12 protein-coding genes are annotated in these 15,061 nt (G+C 61.3%); 6 read left to right on the top strand and 6 right to left on the bottom strand.

The features are described 5' to 3' along the window. From PH586_RS08820 to PH586_RS08810, 3 genes are read right to left on the bottom strand one after another with little or no spacing between them, the layout of a single operon-like run. A complete protein-coding gene (locus tag PH586_RS08820; protein WP_271347385.1) occupies window positions 1-1,074 on the bottom strand; it encodes a microcin C ABC transporter permease YejB in 1,074 nt (357 codons plus the stop codon). A 1-nt stretch (window position 1,075) separates the two neighbouring features. Further along, window positions 1,076-2,920 carry an extracellular solute-binding protein gene (locus tag PH586_RS08815; protein WP_271347384.1) on the bottom strand — a complete coding sequence of 615 codons (1,845 nt, stop codon included), beginning with the start codon at window positions 2,918-2,920 and terminating at the stop codon, window positions 1,076-1,078. After that, a complete protein-coding gene (locus PH586_RS08810) occupies window positions 2,917-4,746 on the bottom strand; it encodes an extracellular solute-binding protein (RefSeq protein WP_271347536.1) in 1,830 nt (609 codons plus the stop codon). The genes PH586_RS08815 and PH586_RS08810 overlap by 4 nt, the downstream gene beginning before the upstream one ends. Before the next feature lie 146 nt (window positions 4,747-4,892). Between PH586_RS08810 and PH586_RS08805 the strand changes: the two genes are divergently transcribed. Further along, entirely contained in the window at window positions 4,893-6,338 is a 1,446-nt protein-coding gene (locus tag PH586_RS08805; protein WP_271347383.1) for an HDOD domain-containing protein, read from the top strand. Window positions 6,339-6,349: 11 nt separating this feature from the next. Here the strand turns inward: PH586_RS08805 and PH586_RS08800 are convergent, their stop codons facing one another. Further along, window positions 6,350-7,906, bottom strand: a complete 1,557-nt coding sequence (locus tag PH586_RS08800) for a lytic transglycosylase (RefSeq protein ID WP_271347382.1) — start codon at window positions 7,904-7,906, stop codon at window positions 6,350-6,352. Window positions 7,907-8,006: 100 nt separating this feature from the next. Continuing rightward, entirely contained in the window at window positions 8,007-8,780 is a 774-nt protein-coding gene (gloB, locus tag PH586_RS08795) for a hydroxyacylglutathione hydrolase (protein WP_271347381.1), read from the bottom strand. Window positions 8,781-8,856: 76 nt separating this feature from the next. Here gloB and PH586_RS08790 point away from each other — a divergent pair, with 76 nt between their 5' ends. Genes PH586_RS08790 through dnaQ form a run of 3 tightly spaced genes read left to right on the top strand, consistent with a single transcriptional unit; the run spans window position 8,857 to window position 10,834 of the window. Beyond that, window positions 8,857-9,615, top strand: a complete 759-nt coding sequence (locus tag PH586_RS08790) for a methyltransferase domain-containing protein (protein WP_271347380.1) — start codon at window positions 8,857-8,859, stop codon at window positions 9,613-9,615. A 45-nt stretch (window positions 9,616-9,660) separates the two neighbouring features. Beyond that, complete coding sequence (gene rnhA / locus PH586_RS08785) at window positions 9,661-10,113, top strand: ribonuclease HI (protein WP_271347379.1); 453 nt, start codon at window positions 9,661-9,663, stop codon at window positions 10,111-10,113. Then, window positions 10,106-10,834 carry a DNA polymerase III subunit epsilon gene (gene dnaQ, locus PH586_RS08780; RefSeq protein ID WP_271347378.1) on the top strand — a complete coding sequence of 243 codons (729 nt, stop codon included), beginning with the start codon at window positions 10,106-10,108 and terminating at the stop codon, window positions 10,832-10,834. The genes rnhA and dnaQ overlap by 8 nt, the downstream gene beginning before the upstream one ends. Window positions 10,835-10,964: 130 nt before the next feature. Here dnaQ and amaB read toward each other — a convergent pair whose 3' ends face one another. Continuing rightward, a complete protein-coding gene (gene amaB, locus PH586_RS08775) occupies window positions 10,965-12,455 on the bottom strand; it encodes an L-piperidine-6-carboxylate dehydrogenase (RefSeq protein WP_271347377.1) in 1,491 nt (496 codons plus the stop codon). 145 nt (window positions 12,456-12,600) lie between these two features. Here amaB and PH586_RS08770 point away from each other — a divergent pair, with 145 nt between their 5' ends. Beyond that, window positions 12,601-13,503 (top strand): LysR substrate-binding domain-containing protein, encoded by a 903-nt coding sequence (locus PH586_RS08770; protein WP_271347376.1) that lies wholly within the window; start codon window positions 12,601-12,603, stop codon window positions 13,501-13,503. Between the two features lie 230 nt (window positions 13,504-13,733). After that, complete coding sequence (locus PH586_RS08765) at window positions 13,734-14,966, top strand: DUF3422 domain-containing protein (RefSeq protein ID WP_271347375.1); 1,233 nt, start codon at window positions 13,734-13,736, stop codon at window positions 14,964-14,966. Window positions 14,967-15,061 lie beyond the last annotated feature (95 nt).

Raw genomic sequence — 15,061 nt, 5'->3', positions numbered from 1 at the left:
TCAGCCCTCCCGGCTTTCGAAGTCGATGCGCGGATCGACCAGGGTGTAGGTGATATCACCGATCAATTTCACGGCCAATCCCACTAAGGTGAAGACGAACAGGGTGCCGAATACCACCGGGTAGTCGCGGTTGATGGCCGCCTCAAAACTCATCAGACCCAGGCCGTCGAGGGAAAAAATCACCTCGATCAACAAGGAACCGGTAAAGAAGATGCCGATGAAGGCGGAGGGGAAGCCGGCGATGATGATCAGCATGGCATTGCGGAACACATGGCCATAGAGCACGCGATTATTGCTCAGGCCCTTGGCCCTGGCGGTGGTCACATACTGTTTGTTGATCTCGTCGAGGAAGCTGTTCTTGGTCAGCAGGGTCAGGGTCGCGAAGTTACCGATGACCAGGGCTGTCACGGGCAGCGCCAGGTGCCAGAAATAGTCGAGGATCTTGCCTGCCAGGCTGAGCTCGTCGAAATTGTTCGAGGTCAGACCGCGTAGGGGAAACCAGTTGAGGTAGCTGCCGCCGGCGAAAACCACGATCAACAGAATGGCGAAGAGAAAGGCCGGGATCGCATAACCGACGATGATCGCCGAACTGGTCCATACGTCGAAGGCGCTGCCGTGGCGGGTGGCTTTGGCGATGCCCAGCGGGATGGAGACCAGGTACATGATCAACGTGCTCCACAGCCCCAGCGAGATCGATACCGGCATCTTCTCGATGATCAGGTCGACCACCTTGGCGTCGCGGAAAAAACTCTCGCCAAAGTCGAAGCGGGCATAGTTTTTCAGCATGATCCAGAAACGTTCGGGGGCCGGCTTGTCGAAGCCGTACAGGCGTTCTATCTCGGCGATCAGTTCCGGGTCGAGACCCTGTGCGCCCCGGTAGTTGGAGCCTGCGATTGCAACTTCGGCGCCGCCGCCAGCGATACGGCTGGTGGCGCCTTCAAAACCCTCCAGCTTGGCGATCATCTGCTCCACCGGTCCGCCCGGGGCGGCCTGGATGATGATGAAGTTGATCAGCAGGATGCCGAGCAGGGTGGGAATGATCAGCAACAGGCGACGAAAGATATACGCCAGCATCTTATTGCTCCGTGTTTGCCGCTTCGGCGTTGTCCGTGGTGGCGGGTTCCTGTTGCGGGCGAGCCCACCAGGTATTCAGGCCGATGTCATATTTGGGGGTGATTTTCGGGTGCTCGAAGCGGTTCCAGTAGGCCACGCGCCAGGTCTTGATGTGCCAGTTTGGGATGACGTAATGGCCCCACAACAACACGCGGTCAAGGGCTCGGGTATGGGCGATCAGGCTCTCTCGTGAGTTGGCGTTGATCAGGCCATCGACTAACTGGTCGATGGCCTGATCTTTCAGGCCGATGAAGTTGCGGCTACCAGGATTGTCGGCGCTGCTGGAGTGCCAGTACTCGCGCTGCTCATTACCCGGCGAATTGGACTGGCCGAAGCCGCCCACGATCAGGTCGAAATCCCGCGAACGCAGGCGGTTGATATATTGCGAGACGTCGACCCGGCGTATGACCAGTTCCATGCCGAGATCGGCCATGTTGCGCTTGAATGGCAGCAGCACGCGCTCGAACTCGGTCTGGGCGAGGAGGAACTCGAAGCTGACCGGCTCGCCTTCGGCGTTGAGCATCTGGTCGCCTTCGATACGCCAGCCGGCTTCCTGTAGCAGTTGGTAGGCGCGCCTCTGCTGTTCGCGGATGATGCCGCTGCCGTCGGTGACGGGAACGCTGAATTCATCGCTGAACACCTGCGTCGGGATCATGCTGCGCAGCGGCTCGAGGAGTTTCAACTCGTCGGGGCCCGGCAGGCCACTGGAGGCCAGTTCGGAGTTGTCGAAATAGCTGCGGGTGCGCGTGTAGGCACCATTGAAGAGCTGGCGGTTGGTCCATTCGAAATCGAACAGCAGGCCCAGTGCCTCGCGCACCCGCTTGTCTTGGAACAGTGGCCGGCGAATATTGAAGATGAAGCCCTGCATGCCCGTGGGGTTGTGGTTCTCGATCTCTTCCTTGATCAATTGGCCATTGGCGACGGCAGGGGTGTCGTAGGCGGTAGCCCAGTTCTTCGCGCTAGTTTCCAGCCAGTAGTCGAATTGACCGGCTTTCAGAGCTTCGAGGGCTACCGTGTTGTCGCGGTAGTATTCGATCCGCATGGTGTCGAAGTTGTAGAAGCCGCGGTTGACCGGCAGATCCTTGCCCCACCAGTCCTTGACCCGCTCATAACGAATGGAACGCCCGGCTTTGACTTCGGCAACTGTGTAGGGGCCGCTGCCCAGTGGGATCTCCAGGTTGCCTTTGCTGAAGTCGCGCTCGGCCCACCAGTGCTTGGGCAGGACCGGCAGCTGGCCGAGAATCAGTGGCAGTTCGCGGTTGCCGGCATGCTTGAAGATGAAGCGTACCTGGCGTGGGCCTTCGACTTCGACCCGGTCGACATCGGCATAGTAGCCGCGGTACGTGGGTGCGCCATGGGTCATCAGGGTTTCGAAGGTGAACTTGACGTCCTCGGCGGTCACCGCCTGACCATCATTGAAGCGGGCCTCGGGGCGCAGGTAGAAGCGTACCCAGGTGTTGTCTGGGGCTTTCTCGATTTTTTCGGCAAGCAGGCCGTACTCGCTGAAGGGTTCGTCCAGGCTGTGGCGGGTCAGGGTGTCGTAAATCAAGCCGATATCATCGGCCGCCACGCCCTTGTTGATGAAGGGGTTGAGGCTGTCAAAGCCGCCAAAACCGGTCTGGCGAAAGGTGCCGCCTTTTGGGGCATCAGGGTTCACATAGTCGAAATGCTGGTAATTGGCCGGGTATTTCGGTGGTTCGTCATAAAGGGTCAGGGCGTGCTTGCCGGCGGCCTGGGTCAAGCTGGCCAGACCGAGTAGCAGGACAGCGCTGCCGTGCAGTAGACATGAGCGCAGACGCAGCGTCATCGGGCATTCTCCGTGGGTTTCAGCCACCAGGTGCGCAGGCCCAGGGTATAGGGCGGCGTGGTGACGAAGGCAAACCGGTTGCGGTAGGCCAGGCGGTGATAGTTGATGTACCAATTCGGAATGGTGTAGTGCTGCCACAGCAGCACCCGGTCGAGTGCGCGGGTGGCTGCGATCTGCTCATTGCGGGTTTTCGCCGCCAACAGTTTGTCGAGCAAGGCGTCGACCACCGGATTATTTACGCCGGCGTAGTTCTTGCCGCCTTTGACCTTTGCCTGGCTGGAGTGGAAGTACAGGGATTGCTCAAGACCCGGGCTGAGGTTTTGCGGCAGGGTCAGCAAGATCATGTCGAAATCGAATTGATCCAGGCGTTGCTTGTACTGGGCGCGATCGACGGTGCGCAGATTGGCCTGGATGCCGATGCTGGCAAGGTTCTCGGTGAACGGCTGGAGGATGCGCTCGAGATTTGGGTTGACCAGCAAAATCTCGAACCGCAGCGGCTCGCCCTCGGCATTCAGCATATGCTGGCCGGAGGGTTTCCAGCCAGCCTCGGCCAGTAGACCGAGGGCGCGGCGCAAGGTTTCCCGGGGGATACCGCGACCATCGGTTTGCGGCATGCTAAAGGGTTCGCTGAACAGGCGTTTCGGCAGTTGTTTGCGGTAAGGCGACAGCAGCAGCCATTCGGCACCTTGGGGCGTGCCGGTGGCGGAGAACTCGCTGTTTGGGTAATAGCTCTTGGCGCGTACATAGGAGCCATTGAACAGCGCGCGGTTGGTCCACTCGAAATCGAACATCAGTCCCAGGGCTTCACGTACCTTGCGTTCGGCGAATGCTGTGCGCCTGCTGTTGATGAACAAGGCCTGGGTTTGCGTGGGAATCTGGTGCGGGATCTCGGCGCGAATCACCTCGCCACTGGCCACCGCCGGAAAAAGGTAGCCGTTGGCCCAGTTCTTCGCTTGTTGCTCGATATAGAAGTCGAACTCACCCGCCTTGAAGGCTTCGAAGGCAACATGGCTGTCGCGATAGAACTCGACCTCGACCCGATCGAAGTTGTATTTGCCGCGATTGACCGGCAATTTCTCCCCCCACCAATCCTTCACCCGCTCGAAGGTCAGGCTGCGCCCCGGGTTGACCTGGGTAATGCGGTAGGGGCCGCTGCCCAGCGGCGGTTCGAACGTGGTGGCCTTGAAATCGCGGTCTTTCCAGTAATGCTGGGGCAGTACCGGTAATTCGCCCAGGCGCAGAATCAGCAGAGGGTTGCCCGAGCGCTTGAACACAAAGCGGATGCGGTGGCGATTGAGGATATCGACTCGCTTCACTTCCTGCAGGCTGGTTCGGTACTGCGGGTGCCCTTCCTTGAGCAGCAGGCGATAGGAAAAGGCCACGTCATAGGCGGTGATCGGCTTGCCGTCATGAAAGTGCGCCTCTGGGCGCAGGTTGAACACCACCCAGCTGCGATCTTCGCTGTACTCGACCGACTTGGCGATAAGGCCGTAACTGGAGGTCGGTTCATCGCCGGACGGGTCGTAATGACCGGTGCCCGCCATCAGCGTTTCGTTCAGCCCGGTGACACCGTACTGCAGGAAATTGGCGGTGGAAATCGGGCTGGTGCCCTTGAAGGTGTAGGCATTGAGGGTGTCGAAGGTGCCAGCCCCCATGAATCGTACCGTTCCGCCTTTTGGCGCATCGGGATTGACCCAGTCGAAATGGGTAAAGCTGGCGGGATACTTGAGCGCACCGAATTGTGCATAGCCATGGCTTTCGCTGACGGTCGCCCACGCGGGAAAGCCGATGGCCAAACTGATGATTAGTAAGAGGAGGGGACGTATCAAGTGAAAGATCCGATCCGGAGCGGCTTTGGGGCTTCTAGTCCGGTACAGTAACAGCTTGTATCCGCAGGAAAAAGGCCGGGCCTATTGGCTAGGCATGCTGGCATTATTACTATCTTTGGCTTACTCACAACGAGGCCTTGAACTTGGATACACGTAGCCATGGTCTGCAGTCATGGATTGATCGTCTGAACGAGGCCGAATTGCCGGCCCTGGCGACTGTGGTGCAGGATCTGCAGCGCTTGGCGCAACAAGAAGACTCGTCTGTCCAGCAACTGGCGGACGTCCTGCTTCGCGATGCTTCGCTGACGTCCAAGGTGCTGCGTGTCGGTAATAGTGCGTATTACAACCCGTCGCAAGAAACCATCAAGACCATCTCGCGCGCCATCGTGCTGATCGGCTTCGACAATGTGCGCCTGATCAGTCTCTCCGTGAGCCTGATCGATGGATTGCTCACCCGCGCTCCGCGCGAGCAGTTGCAGGAGTTGCTCGCGCGGTCGTTTCACGCAGCCGTACAGGCACGCAATATTGCCGGTTACGTGCTGTCGAGGCATGAGGAGGAGGTTTTCATCGCGGCCTTGCTCTATCACTTGGGCGAACTGGCCTTCTGGGGCTGTGGCGGTGAACAGGCGGATGAACTGGCCAGTGCCTTGGCCCAGCCGGGCGTCGTTGTCGAAGATGCGGTGCGTGCGGTGCTTGGCACCAGCTTCCGCCAGCTTACCCAGGGCCTGGTGAAAGGTTGGAATCTCGGCGAGATCGCCAGCTTGGCGCATAACAGCGTCAACCATAACGACCCGGCGGTACGCGCGGTCAATCTTGGCGCACGCATCAGTGAGGCGGCGCTCGAAGGTTGGGACTCGCCAACGATGGAGGCCCTGGTCGCTGAGATGGCGATATTCATTGGGGTCAGCCCCGAAGATGCGATGCAGCAGGTACTGGCCAGTGCCGACGAGGCGGTCAAGGTGGCAGCGACCTTTGGTGCCAGCCAGCTCTGCCGTCTGATCCCCAATACCGATCCCGAGCAAATTCGTCTGCAGCAGGAGCAGCGCAAGGCGCGCCTGCTGCAACCCAATCTGCAGCTGCTGCAACAAGCCCTGCAGGATCTGGGCTTGCTGGCGTCTCGCCGGGGCGATCTGGGCTTGATCCTCGATACCTTACTCAAGGGCCTGCATCAGGGGGCGGGGCTGGAGCGAGTGATGCTGGTAGTGCTGGCCGATGGGCAGAGTTGCTTTCGGGCCAAGCGGGTGGTTGGCGAGGGTACCGAGAGCTGGATGAGCGATTTCTTCCTGCCGGTCGAAGAGCGCGAGCAGCCACACATCTTCAGCTACGTACTGCGCAATAAGGAAGCCTTGTGGATGGGCGTACCGGCCACCCACAGCCTCAACGAACTGGTGACCCAGCCGCTTCGTCAGCGCCTGGGTCAGGGCATGTTCTTTATCGCCCCATTATTGGCCGGCAATCGCGAGATTGGGGTGATCTATGCGGACAGTCGGGTTTCCGGACGCGCCCTGAAGCATGAGCAGTTTGTTGCATTTCAGCGCTTCACTCAGCTGGCCCGGCGTTGCCTGGAGGCGCTGATCAAGCGCGATTGAACTCTGCCTGGTCAGGGCAGACGCAGGGTCAGGGTCTGCCCCGGCTTGATGGCGCTGCCCGTACGCGGGTTCCAGCTTTGCAGATGCTGCATCTCGACCTTGAAGCGTTTGGCAATCACATATAACGAATCGCCTTTGCGCACCTTGTAATAGGTCACGTTGCCGCGCGGGCCGCTGCTGGACTTCGTTGTTGCCTGAGCGTCGTATAAGGCCAGAGCCTGGCCGGCACGCAGGGAGTTGCCAGTGATGTTGTTCCAGCGTTTTACATCTTTGACCGAAATCCGATGAGTCTTGGCGATTTGCCAGAGGTTGTCCCCACTCTTGACCCGGTAAGTGCGAGGCTTCGCTAAGCGTCCGGCGGCGGCCTGAAGCAGCGGCTCTTTCGGCGTGACACCGGGTTGCCCGGGTATGCTCAGCACCTGGCCAATGCGTAAGCGGTTGCTGGAAAGCTTGTTGATATCTTTAAGATTAGCGACCGTCAGATGGTGGCGGTTGGCAATCCCGCTGAGGCTGTCGCCCGAGCGCACCCGGTACTGCTGCCAGTCGAGCAGGTCCTGTGGTTTCATTAGCAGCAGGTTGGCGGCCAGTAATTCCGCATTGGCGGTCGGCACCAGCAGCTGCTGCGGACCGTCCAGGGTGATGCGCTTTTTAAAAGCGGGATTGAGCTGATACAGCTCGTCTTCATCCAGGTCAGCCATGGCCGCAATCCTGGACAGGTTCATGTGCTGCTTGAGTGGGACCTGCTCGAAATACGGCTCGTTGGCTATGGGCTCAAGGTCTACACCGTACGCTTGGGGGGACATCACCACCTGTGACAGCGCCAGTAACTTGGGCACGTAATTCTGCGTCTCTTTGGGCAGTGGCAGATTCCAGTAGTCGGTCGGCAGGCCGAGTTTCTGGTTGCGCTCGATGGCCCGGCTGACGCGGCCTTCGCCGGCATTGTAGGCAGCCAGGGCCAGCAGCCAGTCGCCATTGAACATTTCATGCAGGCGCGACAGGTAGTTCATCGCGGCAGTGGTCGAGGCCATGACATCGCGGCGACCGTCGTACCAACTGGTCTGGCGCAGATTGAAATGACGGCCGGTGGAGGGGATGAATTGCCATAAACCGACGGCATTGGCGCTGGAGTAGGCCAAGGGGTTGTAGGAGCTTTCGATCATCGGCAGCAATGCCAGCTCCATTGGCATATTGCGTTCGGCCAGACGTTCGACGATGTAATGGATGTAGGGGCTGCTGCGCTCGCCGGACTTCTCGATATAGGAGGGGTTGCTGACGAACCATAGGCGCTGCTGTTCGATGCGAGGATTGACACCAATGTCATCCTGCATTTGATAACCGTCACGGACACGTTGCCAAATATCTGTGGGCTCAGCGGGGACGATGCTATCGGTCAGCCACACGGGCTCGCGCTCAAGCTCCACCGTCAGCGCGGTGTTGTTACCGCTATTCTCGGGTTTTTTGCCGGTGGTCTGACAGCCGGCCACTATTGCACAAAACACCACCACCAGCGTCTTCGCGCCTTGTGTAAATGCCTTTATATTCAATGTGTTACGCGATAATAAAGGCATTAGTTGGTTGGGGCTTCCCGAGGAAAAGGTCGGGGGATTCTAGGAACCGATGCCAGGGTGGTCAAGTTTTAACCACTTTTTTTGCTAAGTTATCGACTTTTTAGAAATTATCCTTCCAAGCACGCAGACGCGCGAACACCTCGCTGGGTGAGCGGTTTTGCACGCCGTCACGCTGATCGATCTTTGCCTTGACCGCTTCTTCGGCGCTACGCAGAAAGGGGTTGGTCGCGCGCTCCAGGGCCAGGTTGGAGGGCAGGCTGATGCGGCCTTCGGCGCGCCAGGCGGTTACTTCCTGCAGGCGTTGAGCGATCTGCGGGTTGCCTGGCTCGACCGTTTGGGCAAAGCGCAGGTTGCTCAAGGTGTATTCATGGGTGCAGTACACCTGGGTGTGCTCGGGCAAGGCGGCCAGGCGAGTTAGCGAGTCGTGCATCTGCGCGGGTGTGCCTTCGAACAGGCGGCCGCAGCCGCCGGCGAACAGGGTATCGCCACAAAACAGCCAGTGCTGCTCCGCCTGGTAATAGGCGATATGCCCGAGGGTATGACCGGGTACCTCGATCACGCGAAAGCGCTGGCCGAGCACCTCGACCTTGTCATTTTCACGCAACGCCAGATCGCGCGCGGGAATATTTTCCTGCGCCGGGCCGAGTACCCGTGCCCCGGTGGCGGCCTTCAACGGCTGGATGCCGCCCACATGGTCGGGGTGATGGTGGGTGATCAGGATATCGCTCAATTGCCAGTCGCGGTGGCTGTCCAGCCAGGCCAGCACCGGCCCCGCATCACCGGGGTCGACCACCGCGCAGCGGCGCTGTTCGAGGTCTTGCAGCAACCATATATAGTTGTCAGAGAAGGCGGGCAGGGCGTCGATCTTTATCATGATGCGGGTCGCTAAGCAGGTCATAAAGGTGCATCTTAGGACTCATTGGCGGTGCTGGCTACGCAGGTAATCCTTTATGTCCGATCATCCTTTCGCCCAGGCCGATGCCGATTGGCTCAAGCTCATAGGCACGGCGCGCCATTGGTTCAATGGGCCTTATGGCCAGATGCTGCTGGAGGACGAGCAGCGTTTGCTCGAGGAAGAGCTGGCGCGCTTCTTTGGCGGCTACATGGTGCATTACGGTCCTTCCGCACGAGCCTTGCCGAATGCCGCGCAGATCCAGCGCAGCGTGCGGGTCGGTGCGCCTTTCAACGGGGTGGAGATCGTCTGCGAGGAGCAGGCCTGGCCGCTGACCGAGTATGCCGCCGATGTCGTGCTGCTGCAGCATGGCCTGGACTTCAGCCTGTCGCCCCATGGCCTGTTGCGCGAAGCCGCGCACAGCGTTCGCCCAGGAGGCCATCTGCTGGTGGTCGGTATCAACCCGATGAGTGCCTGGGGCGTGCGTCACCTGTTCGCCCGTGATGCCTTGCGCCAGGCCCGCTGCATTGCACCCAATCGCGTCAGTGACTGGCTGCACCTGTTGGGCTTCGCGCTGGAGAAACGCCGCTTCGGGTGCTATCGTCCGCCGCTTGCTTCCACTGCCTGGCAGGCTCGTCTGGCTCCACTGGAAACCTGGGGCGACGCCTGGCAATCGCCAGGAGGCGGCTTCTATATATTGGTGGCGCGCAAGCTGGTGATCGGCTTGCGCCCGTTACGGCAGACGCAACGAGCGCCCATGGGCAAGCTGGTGCCCATGCCGGTGGCCAAGGTCAGTCGCCGCGATTCGACGCCGTAAGCGCTAGAGCCTGCCGAGCGGAATTTACTGAGAGAAATGCTCTGCATGAATGAACAAGTCGAGATTTATACCGATGGTGCCTGCAAGGGCAATCCCGGGGTCGGTGGCTGGGGCGCGTTGATGATTTTCAAGGGCGTGGAAAAAGAGCTCTGGGGCGGTGAGGCCGAGACCACCAACAACCGCATGGAGCTGACCGCAGCGATTCGCGCCCTGGCCGAGTTGAAGCGGGCTTGCGATGTGCGCCTGGTGACCGACTCGCAGTACGTCATGCAAGGTATCCAGGACTGGATGCCGAACTGGAAGAAGCGTGGCTGGAAAACCGCCGCCAAGCAGCCGGTGAAGAACGCCGATCTGTGGCGCGAGTTGGACGAGCAGGTCAACCGGCACCAGGTGACCTGGCAGTGGGTGCGAGGACATACCGGCCATCCCGGCAACGAGCGTGCCGACCAGTTGGCCAACCGTGGCGTCGAAGAAGTGAGAGGGCTGCAACGTGCGTAGCGTAGTGCTGGATACTGAAACTACCGGTATGCCGGTCACCGATGGCCACCGGATCATCGAGATCGGCTGTGTCGAACTGATGGGCCGACGCCTGACCGGGCGGCATTTTCATGCCTATCTGCAGCCCGATCGCGAGATCGACGAGGGCGCTATTGCGGTGCACGGTATCACCAACGATTTCGTTCAGGACAAGCCGCGCTTCAAGGAAGTGGCCGACGAGTTCTTCGAATTCATCAAGGGTGCGCAGCTGATCATCCACAACGCGGCGTTCGACGTTGGCTTTATCAACAACGAATTCAGCCTGATCAAGCAGCTGGACCGCGCCGACCTCAGCGAACATTGCGCGATCCTCGATACCCTGCTGATGGCCCGCGAACGCCATCCGGGGCAGCGCAACAGCCTCGATGCCCTGTGCAAGCGTTATGGCGTCGACAACTCCGGACGCGACCTGCACGGCGCCTTGCTCGATGCCGAGATCCTCGCCGATGTCTACCTGACCATGACTGGCGGGCAGACCAATCTGTCCCTCGCCGGTGATGGCTCAGAGGGTGACAGCAATGGTCGCCAGCAAGCCAGCGCAATTCGCCGCCTACCCGCCGAACGCCAGCCTACCTTGGTAGTGCGCGCTTCTCAGGCCGAGCTGGAGGCACATGCCGCGCGTCTGGCTGCGATCGAGAAGGCAGCCGGCGGCCCTGCCTTGTGGTCGACGCTGGAGCCCTAGGCCGGACAAGTTGATGCCGTTACCGTGAGGACCAGCAGGCTGGCGCCTACAGAAGTTGTGTTGCCGCATCGATACATAAAAAAACAGCCCCGGCGTGATGCGTCGGGGCTGTTTTTTATTGCGTTGGGGCTCAGTCGAAAACGATGCCCTGGGCCAGCGGCAATTCGCGGGAGTAGTTGACCGTGGTGGTCTGGCGGCGCATGTAGGCTTTCCAGGAATCGGAGCCGGACTCGCGACCACCGCCGGTGTCCTTCTCGCCACCGAAGGCGCCACCGATTTCCGCACCACTGGTGCCAATGTTGACGTTGGCGATGCCGCAGTCGCTGCCCGCGGCGCTCTGGAACTGCTCGGCCTCGCGCAGGTCGGTGGTGAAGATGCAGGACGACAGCCCCTGCGGCACCTCGTTGTTCAGGCGCAGGGCCTCATCGAAGTCGCTGTAGCTCAGCACGTAGAGGATCGGCGCGAAGGTCTCGTGGCGCACTACCGCGCTCTGGCCAGGCATCTCGACGATGGCCGGTGCGACGTAGTAGGCGTTGGGGAACTGTTCGGCCAGTTGACGCTCGCCACCGAACACCTGACCGCCTTCCGCGCGGGCCTGGTTCAGTGCGGCTTGCATGGCCTCATAGGCGTGCTGATCGATCAGCGGGCCGACCAGGTTGCCCTGCAGCGGATGGCCGATGCGCACCTTGGCATAGGCCACTTTCAGCCGCGCGACTATCTCGTCCTTGACCGACTCGTGGGCGATCAGCCGGCGCAGGCTGGTGCAGCGCTGCCCGGCAGTGCCGACGGCGCCGAACAGGATGGCCCGCACGGCCATGTCCAGATCGGCACTCGGGGCGAGGATCATGGCGTTGTTGCCGCCCAGCTCTAGGATGCTGCGGCCGAAACGGGCTGCCACGCGTGGACCGACTTCTCGGCCCATGCGGGTGCTACCGGTGGCGCTGATCAGGGCCAGGCGCGGGTCGTCGACCAGTGCTGCGCCGGCCTCGCGGTCACCGATGACCAGCTGACTGAGACCTTCCGGGGCGTCGCCGAAGGCCTGCAGGGCCAGCTCGAACAGGGCCTGGCAGGCGAGGGCGGTGAGCGGGGTCTTCTCCGAGGGTTTCCAGATCACCGAATCGCCGCAGACCAGGGCCAGGGTGGCGTTCCAGGCCCAGACCGCGACCGGGAAGTTGAAGGCGCTGATCACGCCGACCACGCCAAGCGGCTGCCAGGTCTCGCGCATGTGGTGGCCCGGGCGCTCGGAGGCGATGGTCAGGCCGTAGAGTTGCCGCGACAGGCCGACGGCGAAGTCGCAGATGTCGATCATTTCCTGTACTTCACCCAGGCCTTCCTGGGTGATCTTGCCGGCTTCCCAGGAGACCAGTTCGCCAAGATCGGCCTTGTGCTGGCGCAGCACCTCACCGAACAGGCGAATCAGCTCGCCGCGACGGGGGGCAGGCACACTACGCCAGGCCTGGAACGCCTGCTCGGCGCGCTCGACCTTGGCCAGTACCGCGGCGCGGTCCTCGAGGCCGACCAAACCGATCCGGCTGCCGTCGATGGGGGTATAAACCGGGTAGTTGCCAATCTCTACTGCGTGGGCGCTAACCGCGAGGCGGCTCAGAAGTCCGTCAACCATGGCTATCTCCTGTTTGTCCTGGCGGTTGAGAATTGCGATCCGGATCAGTATTAATCTTCCGCCTGGAACACAACAAGCGACCATTATTCGCCATGTCATTCCTAGGATTCATTCATTCGCCCCTGTGGGCCTTCGCGAGTACTCCATGTCCAAACGCCTGATGCCGTCGATGGCCGCTCTGCAGTGTTTCGAGGCCGTGGCCCGGCATCTCAGCTTCACCCGCGCCGCCGAGGAGCTGTTCCTGACCCAAAGCGCGGTGAGCAAGCAGGTCGCGCAGCTGGAGGAAATGCTCCAGCATCTGCTGTTCCGCCGTATCCGTCGGCGCCTGCAGCTGACCCCTGCCGGCTCGCTGTACCTCACCGAGGTCAACAAGATTCTCAAGCAGGTGGAGATGTCGACCCGCTACATCCTCTCCTACGGCGGCGAGACCGAGGTGCTCAAGGTCGCGACCCAGCCGACTTTTGGCGCGCGCTGGCTAATCCCGCACCTCAAGGGTTTTGGCGCCGCCAACCCGGGTATTCACCTGGATATCTGCAATGAGCTGGAACCCTTCGACCTGCTGCAGTCGCGGGCCGACGTGGTGTTCTTCTTCGGCCAGGGCACCTGGCCGGGCGCCGAGTGCATCGAACTGTTCGGCGAGCAAGTGGTGCCGGTGTGCGCCCCCGATATCCTCCCGGTCGCGCCGCTGGACAGCCCCCTGCAGATGGCTGACATGCTCCTGCTGCAGTGCGCCTCGCGTCCCGAGGCCTGGCATGAATGGTTCCAGGGCCTGGGCCTGCAGACCGAACACAGCTACCACGGCCCGCGCTTCGAGACCTTCTATATGTGTATTCGCGCCGCCCAGTCCGGCTGCGGGGTGGCGCTGGTGCCGCGCTTCCTGGTGGAGGATGAACTGAGCGAAGGCAAGTTGGTGATTCCCTGGGATCACCCGCTCACCAGCAGTGGCGCGCACTTCCTGGCCTACGCGGAGCACGCGGCAGAGGTGCCGAAGATCCGTAGCTTCGTCAGGTGGATCGAGGCGCAGGTCGGACTCGAGCAGCGACGCTGAGCTGGCGCGGTGGTCGGCCGGCGCGAGCTGATGGACGCGCTGCCCAGGGGCGGCCTGGGCGGTACCGCGTCTCGAAGAAGGTTTCGACATCTTCGAGCGTTGCCTGGACGCGCTGGTCTGAGTAGACGCTCGCGGCCAGCGGATGTGCCCTCACGTCACCCGGGGCAGTCTAGAAAACTTGGGCCAGGGACTTTGTCAGGACCTGCCGGTGAGTTTCCAGGAGCGCCTTGATGCACCCGCTGAGAGAAAGCCTGCACGCTGAACTGCATGCGCGACCGTCGATCTATTTTTCCGGTCCGGCCCATGTCTACCACTTCGCCCTGCTGGATGACGGGGTGTCGCTCGACGGTCTGGTCCGCCAACTCGACGAGCTGGCGGACAACCCGGGGCGGGGCGTGCAGCGTCATGGCCTGCTGCGCATCGCCGGCTGTGCCTTCAAGTGGGAACGCCACAGCGAATTTCTCTCGCTGACCTGGGTGGTGCCGCGTCTGGCCGATACCTCACGCTGGGCCGAACTGCCGCAGCCGTTGCGCGGTGTGCTCGACACGCATCGCGAACTGATCATCAGTGCCCTGGTGATCCTGGTCGAGGATCAAGCGGACGCCGACGGGCAGCCATCCAGCTACGGTTTCAAGGACCCGGCCGGCTCTCTGCTCGGCGGTGGCGACGCCACCGTCTGGAGCGACTTTCGCCTGTCGGCGCAGGGCTTCAACCGCATGCTGCTGGTCAATCGTGGCCTCAACGCCTACCGGCTGGGACGGATGATCCGTCGCCTGGTGGAGATCGAGACCTACCGCATGCTTGCCTCGCTGGCGTTGCCGGCCGCCCAGCAGCTCGGCGATACATTGCAGGAGCTGGACCGCGAGCTGATCGGTCTGGCCGAGCGCAATGCCGCCGCCGACAACAGCCAGGCCAAGGCCCTGCTCGATGGCCTGACCTCGCTCTCGGCGCGGCTGATGCGCTGCTCGGCCGGCTGCCGACAGCGCTTCAGTGCTACCGCGGCCTACGCCCAGATCGTCTTCGAACGCATCGCCGAGTTGCGCGAAAGCCATGCCGACGGTCACCAGCGCCTCGGTGTGTTCATCGAGCGGCGCTTCAAGCCCAGCGTGCGCTACTGCGCTGCCACCGAGCAGCGTCTCGATCGCCTGGCAGCCGGCATTGCCAATCTCGGCGAATTGCTGCAGGCCAAGGCCCAGGTGGAGGTGGAGGAGCAAAACTCGAAGATCCTCGAGAGCCTCAATGCGCGTAGCAACACTCAGTTGAAAATTCAGAAGGCAGTCGAGGGCTTTTCCCTGATTGCCATCAGTTACTACCTGCTCGGCTTACTGAAGATGACTCTGGAGGGGCTGGCGGCTCTGGGATCGCCGCTGTCCAGCAAGGTGCTGTTCGTCCTGCTGGCACCGCTGTTCCTGCTCGCTCTGGTGCTGTTGGCGCGGCGCCTGAAACAGGCGGCGCAGCATTGACGGATGCACTGGAGGATTCTTTCAGGGAATGATCTGGAGAAAATTAGTCGTTTGAAAGGGGCTATTCGGCTCGCCAGAATGTTACGCATGAATCA

Source organism: Pseudomonas aestuarii, from assembly GCF_027988105.1.
GTDB lineage: Bacteria > Pseudomonadota > Gammaproteobacteria > Pseudomonadales > Pseudomonadaceae > Aquipseudomonas > Aquipseudomonas aestuarii.
The sequence above is the reverse complement of the archived record's forward strand: the minus strand, read 5'-3'. Positions and strand labels throughout refer to the sequence as shown.

Excerpts from the sequence above, each read along its gene's own strand:
- gloB (WP_271347381.1), bottom strand. The coding sequence starts at position 8,780 with ATGATAAAGATCGACGCCCTGCCCGCCTTCTCTGACAACTATATATGG.
- PH586_RS08815 (WP_271347384.1), bottom strand. The coding sequence starts at position 2,920 with ATGACGCTGCGTCTGCGCTCATGTCTACTGCACGGCAGCGCTGTCCTG.
- PH586_RS08820 (WP_271347385.1), bottom strand. The coding sequence starts at position 1,074 with ATGCTGGCGTATATCTTTCGTCGCCTGTTGCTGATCATTCCCACCCTG.
- PH586_RS08790 (WP_271347380.1), top strand. The coding sequence starts at position 8,857 with ATGTCCGATCATCCTTTCGCCCAGGCCGATGCCGATTGGCTCAAGCTC.
- PH586_RS08765 (WP_271347375.1), top strand. The coding sequence starts at position 13,734 with ATGCACCCGCTGAGAGAAAGCCTGCACGCTGAACTGCATGCGCGACCG.
- amaB (WP_271347377.1), bottom strand. The coding sequence starts at position 12,455 with ATGGTTGACGGACTTCTGAGCCGCCTCGCGGTTAGCGCCCACGCAGTA.
- rnhA (WP_271347379.1), top strand. The coding sequence starts at position 9,661 with ATGAATGAACAAGTCGAGATTTATACCGATGGTGCCTGCAAGGGCAAT.
- PH586_RS08800 (WP_271347382.1), bottom strand. The coding sequence starts at position 7,906 with ATGCCTTTATTATCGCGTAACACATTGAATATAAAGGCATTTACACAA.
- PH586_RS08770 (WP_271347376.1), top strand. The coding sequence starts at position 12,601 with ATGTCCAAACGCCTGATGCCGTCGATGGCCGCTCTGCAGTGTTTCGAG.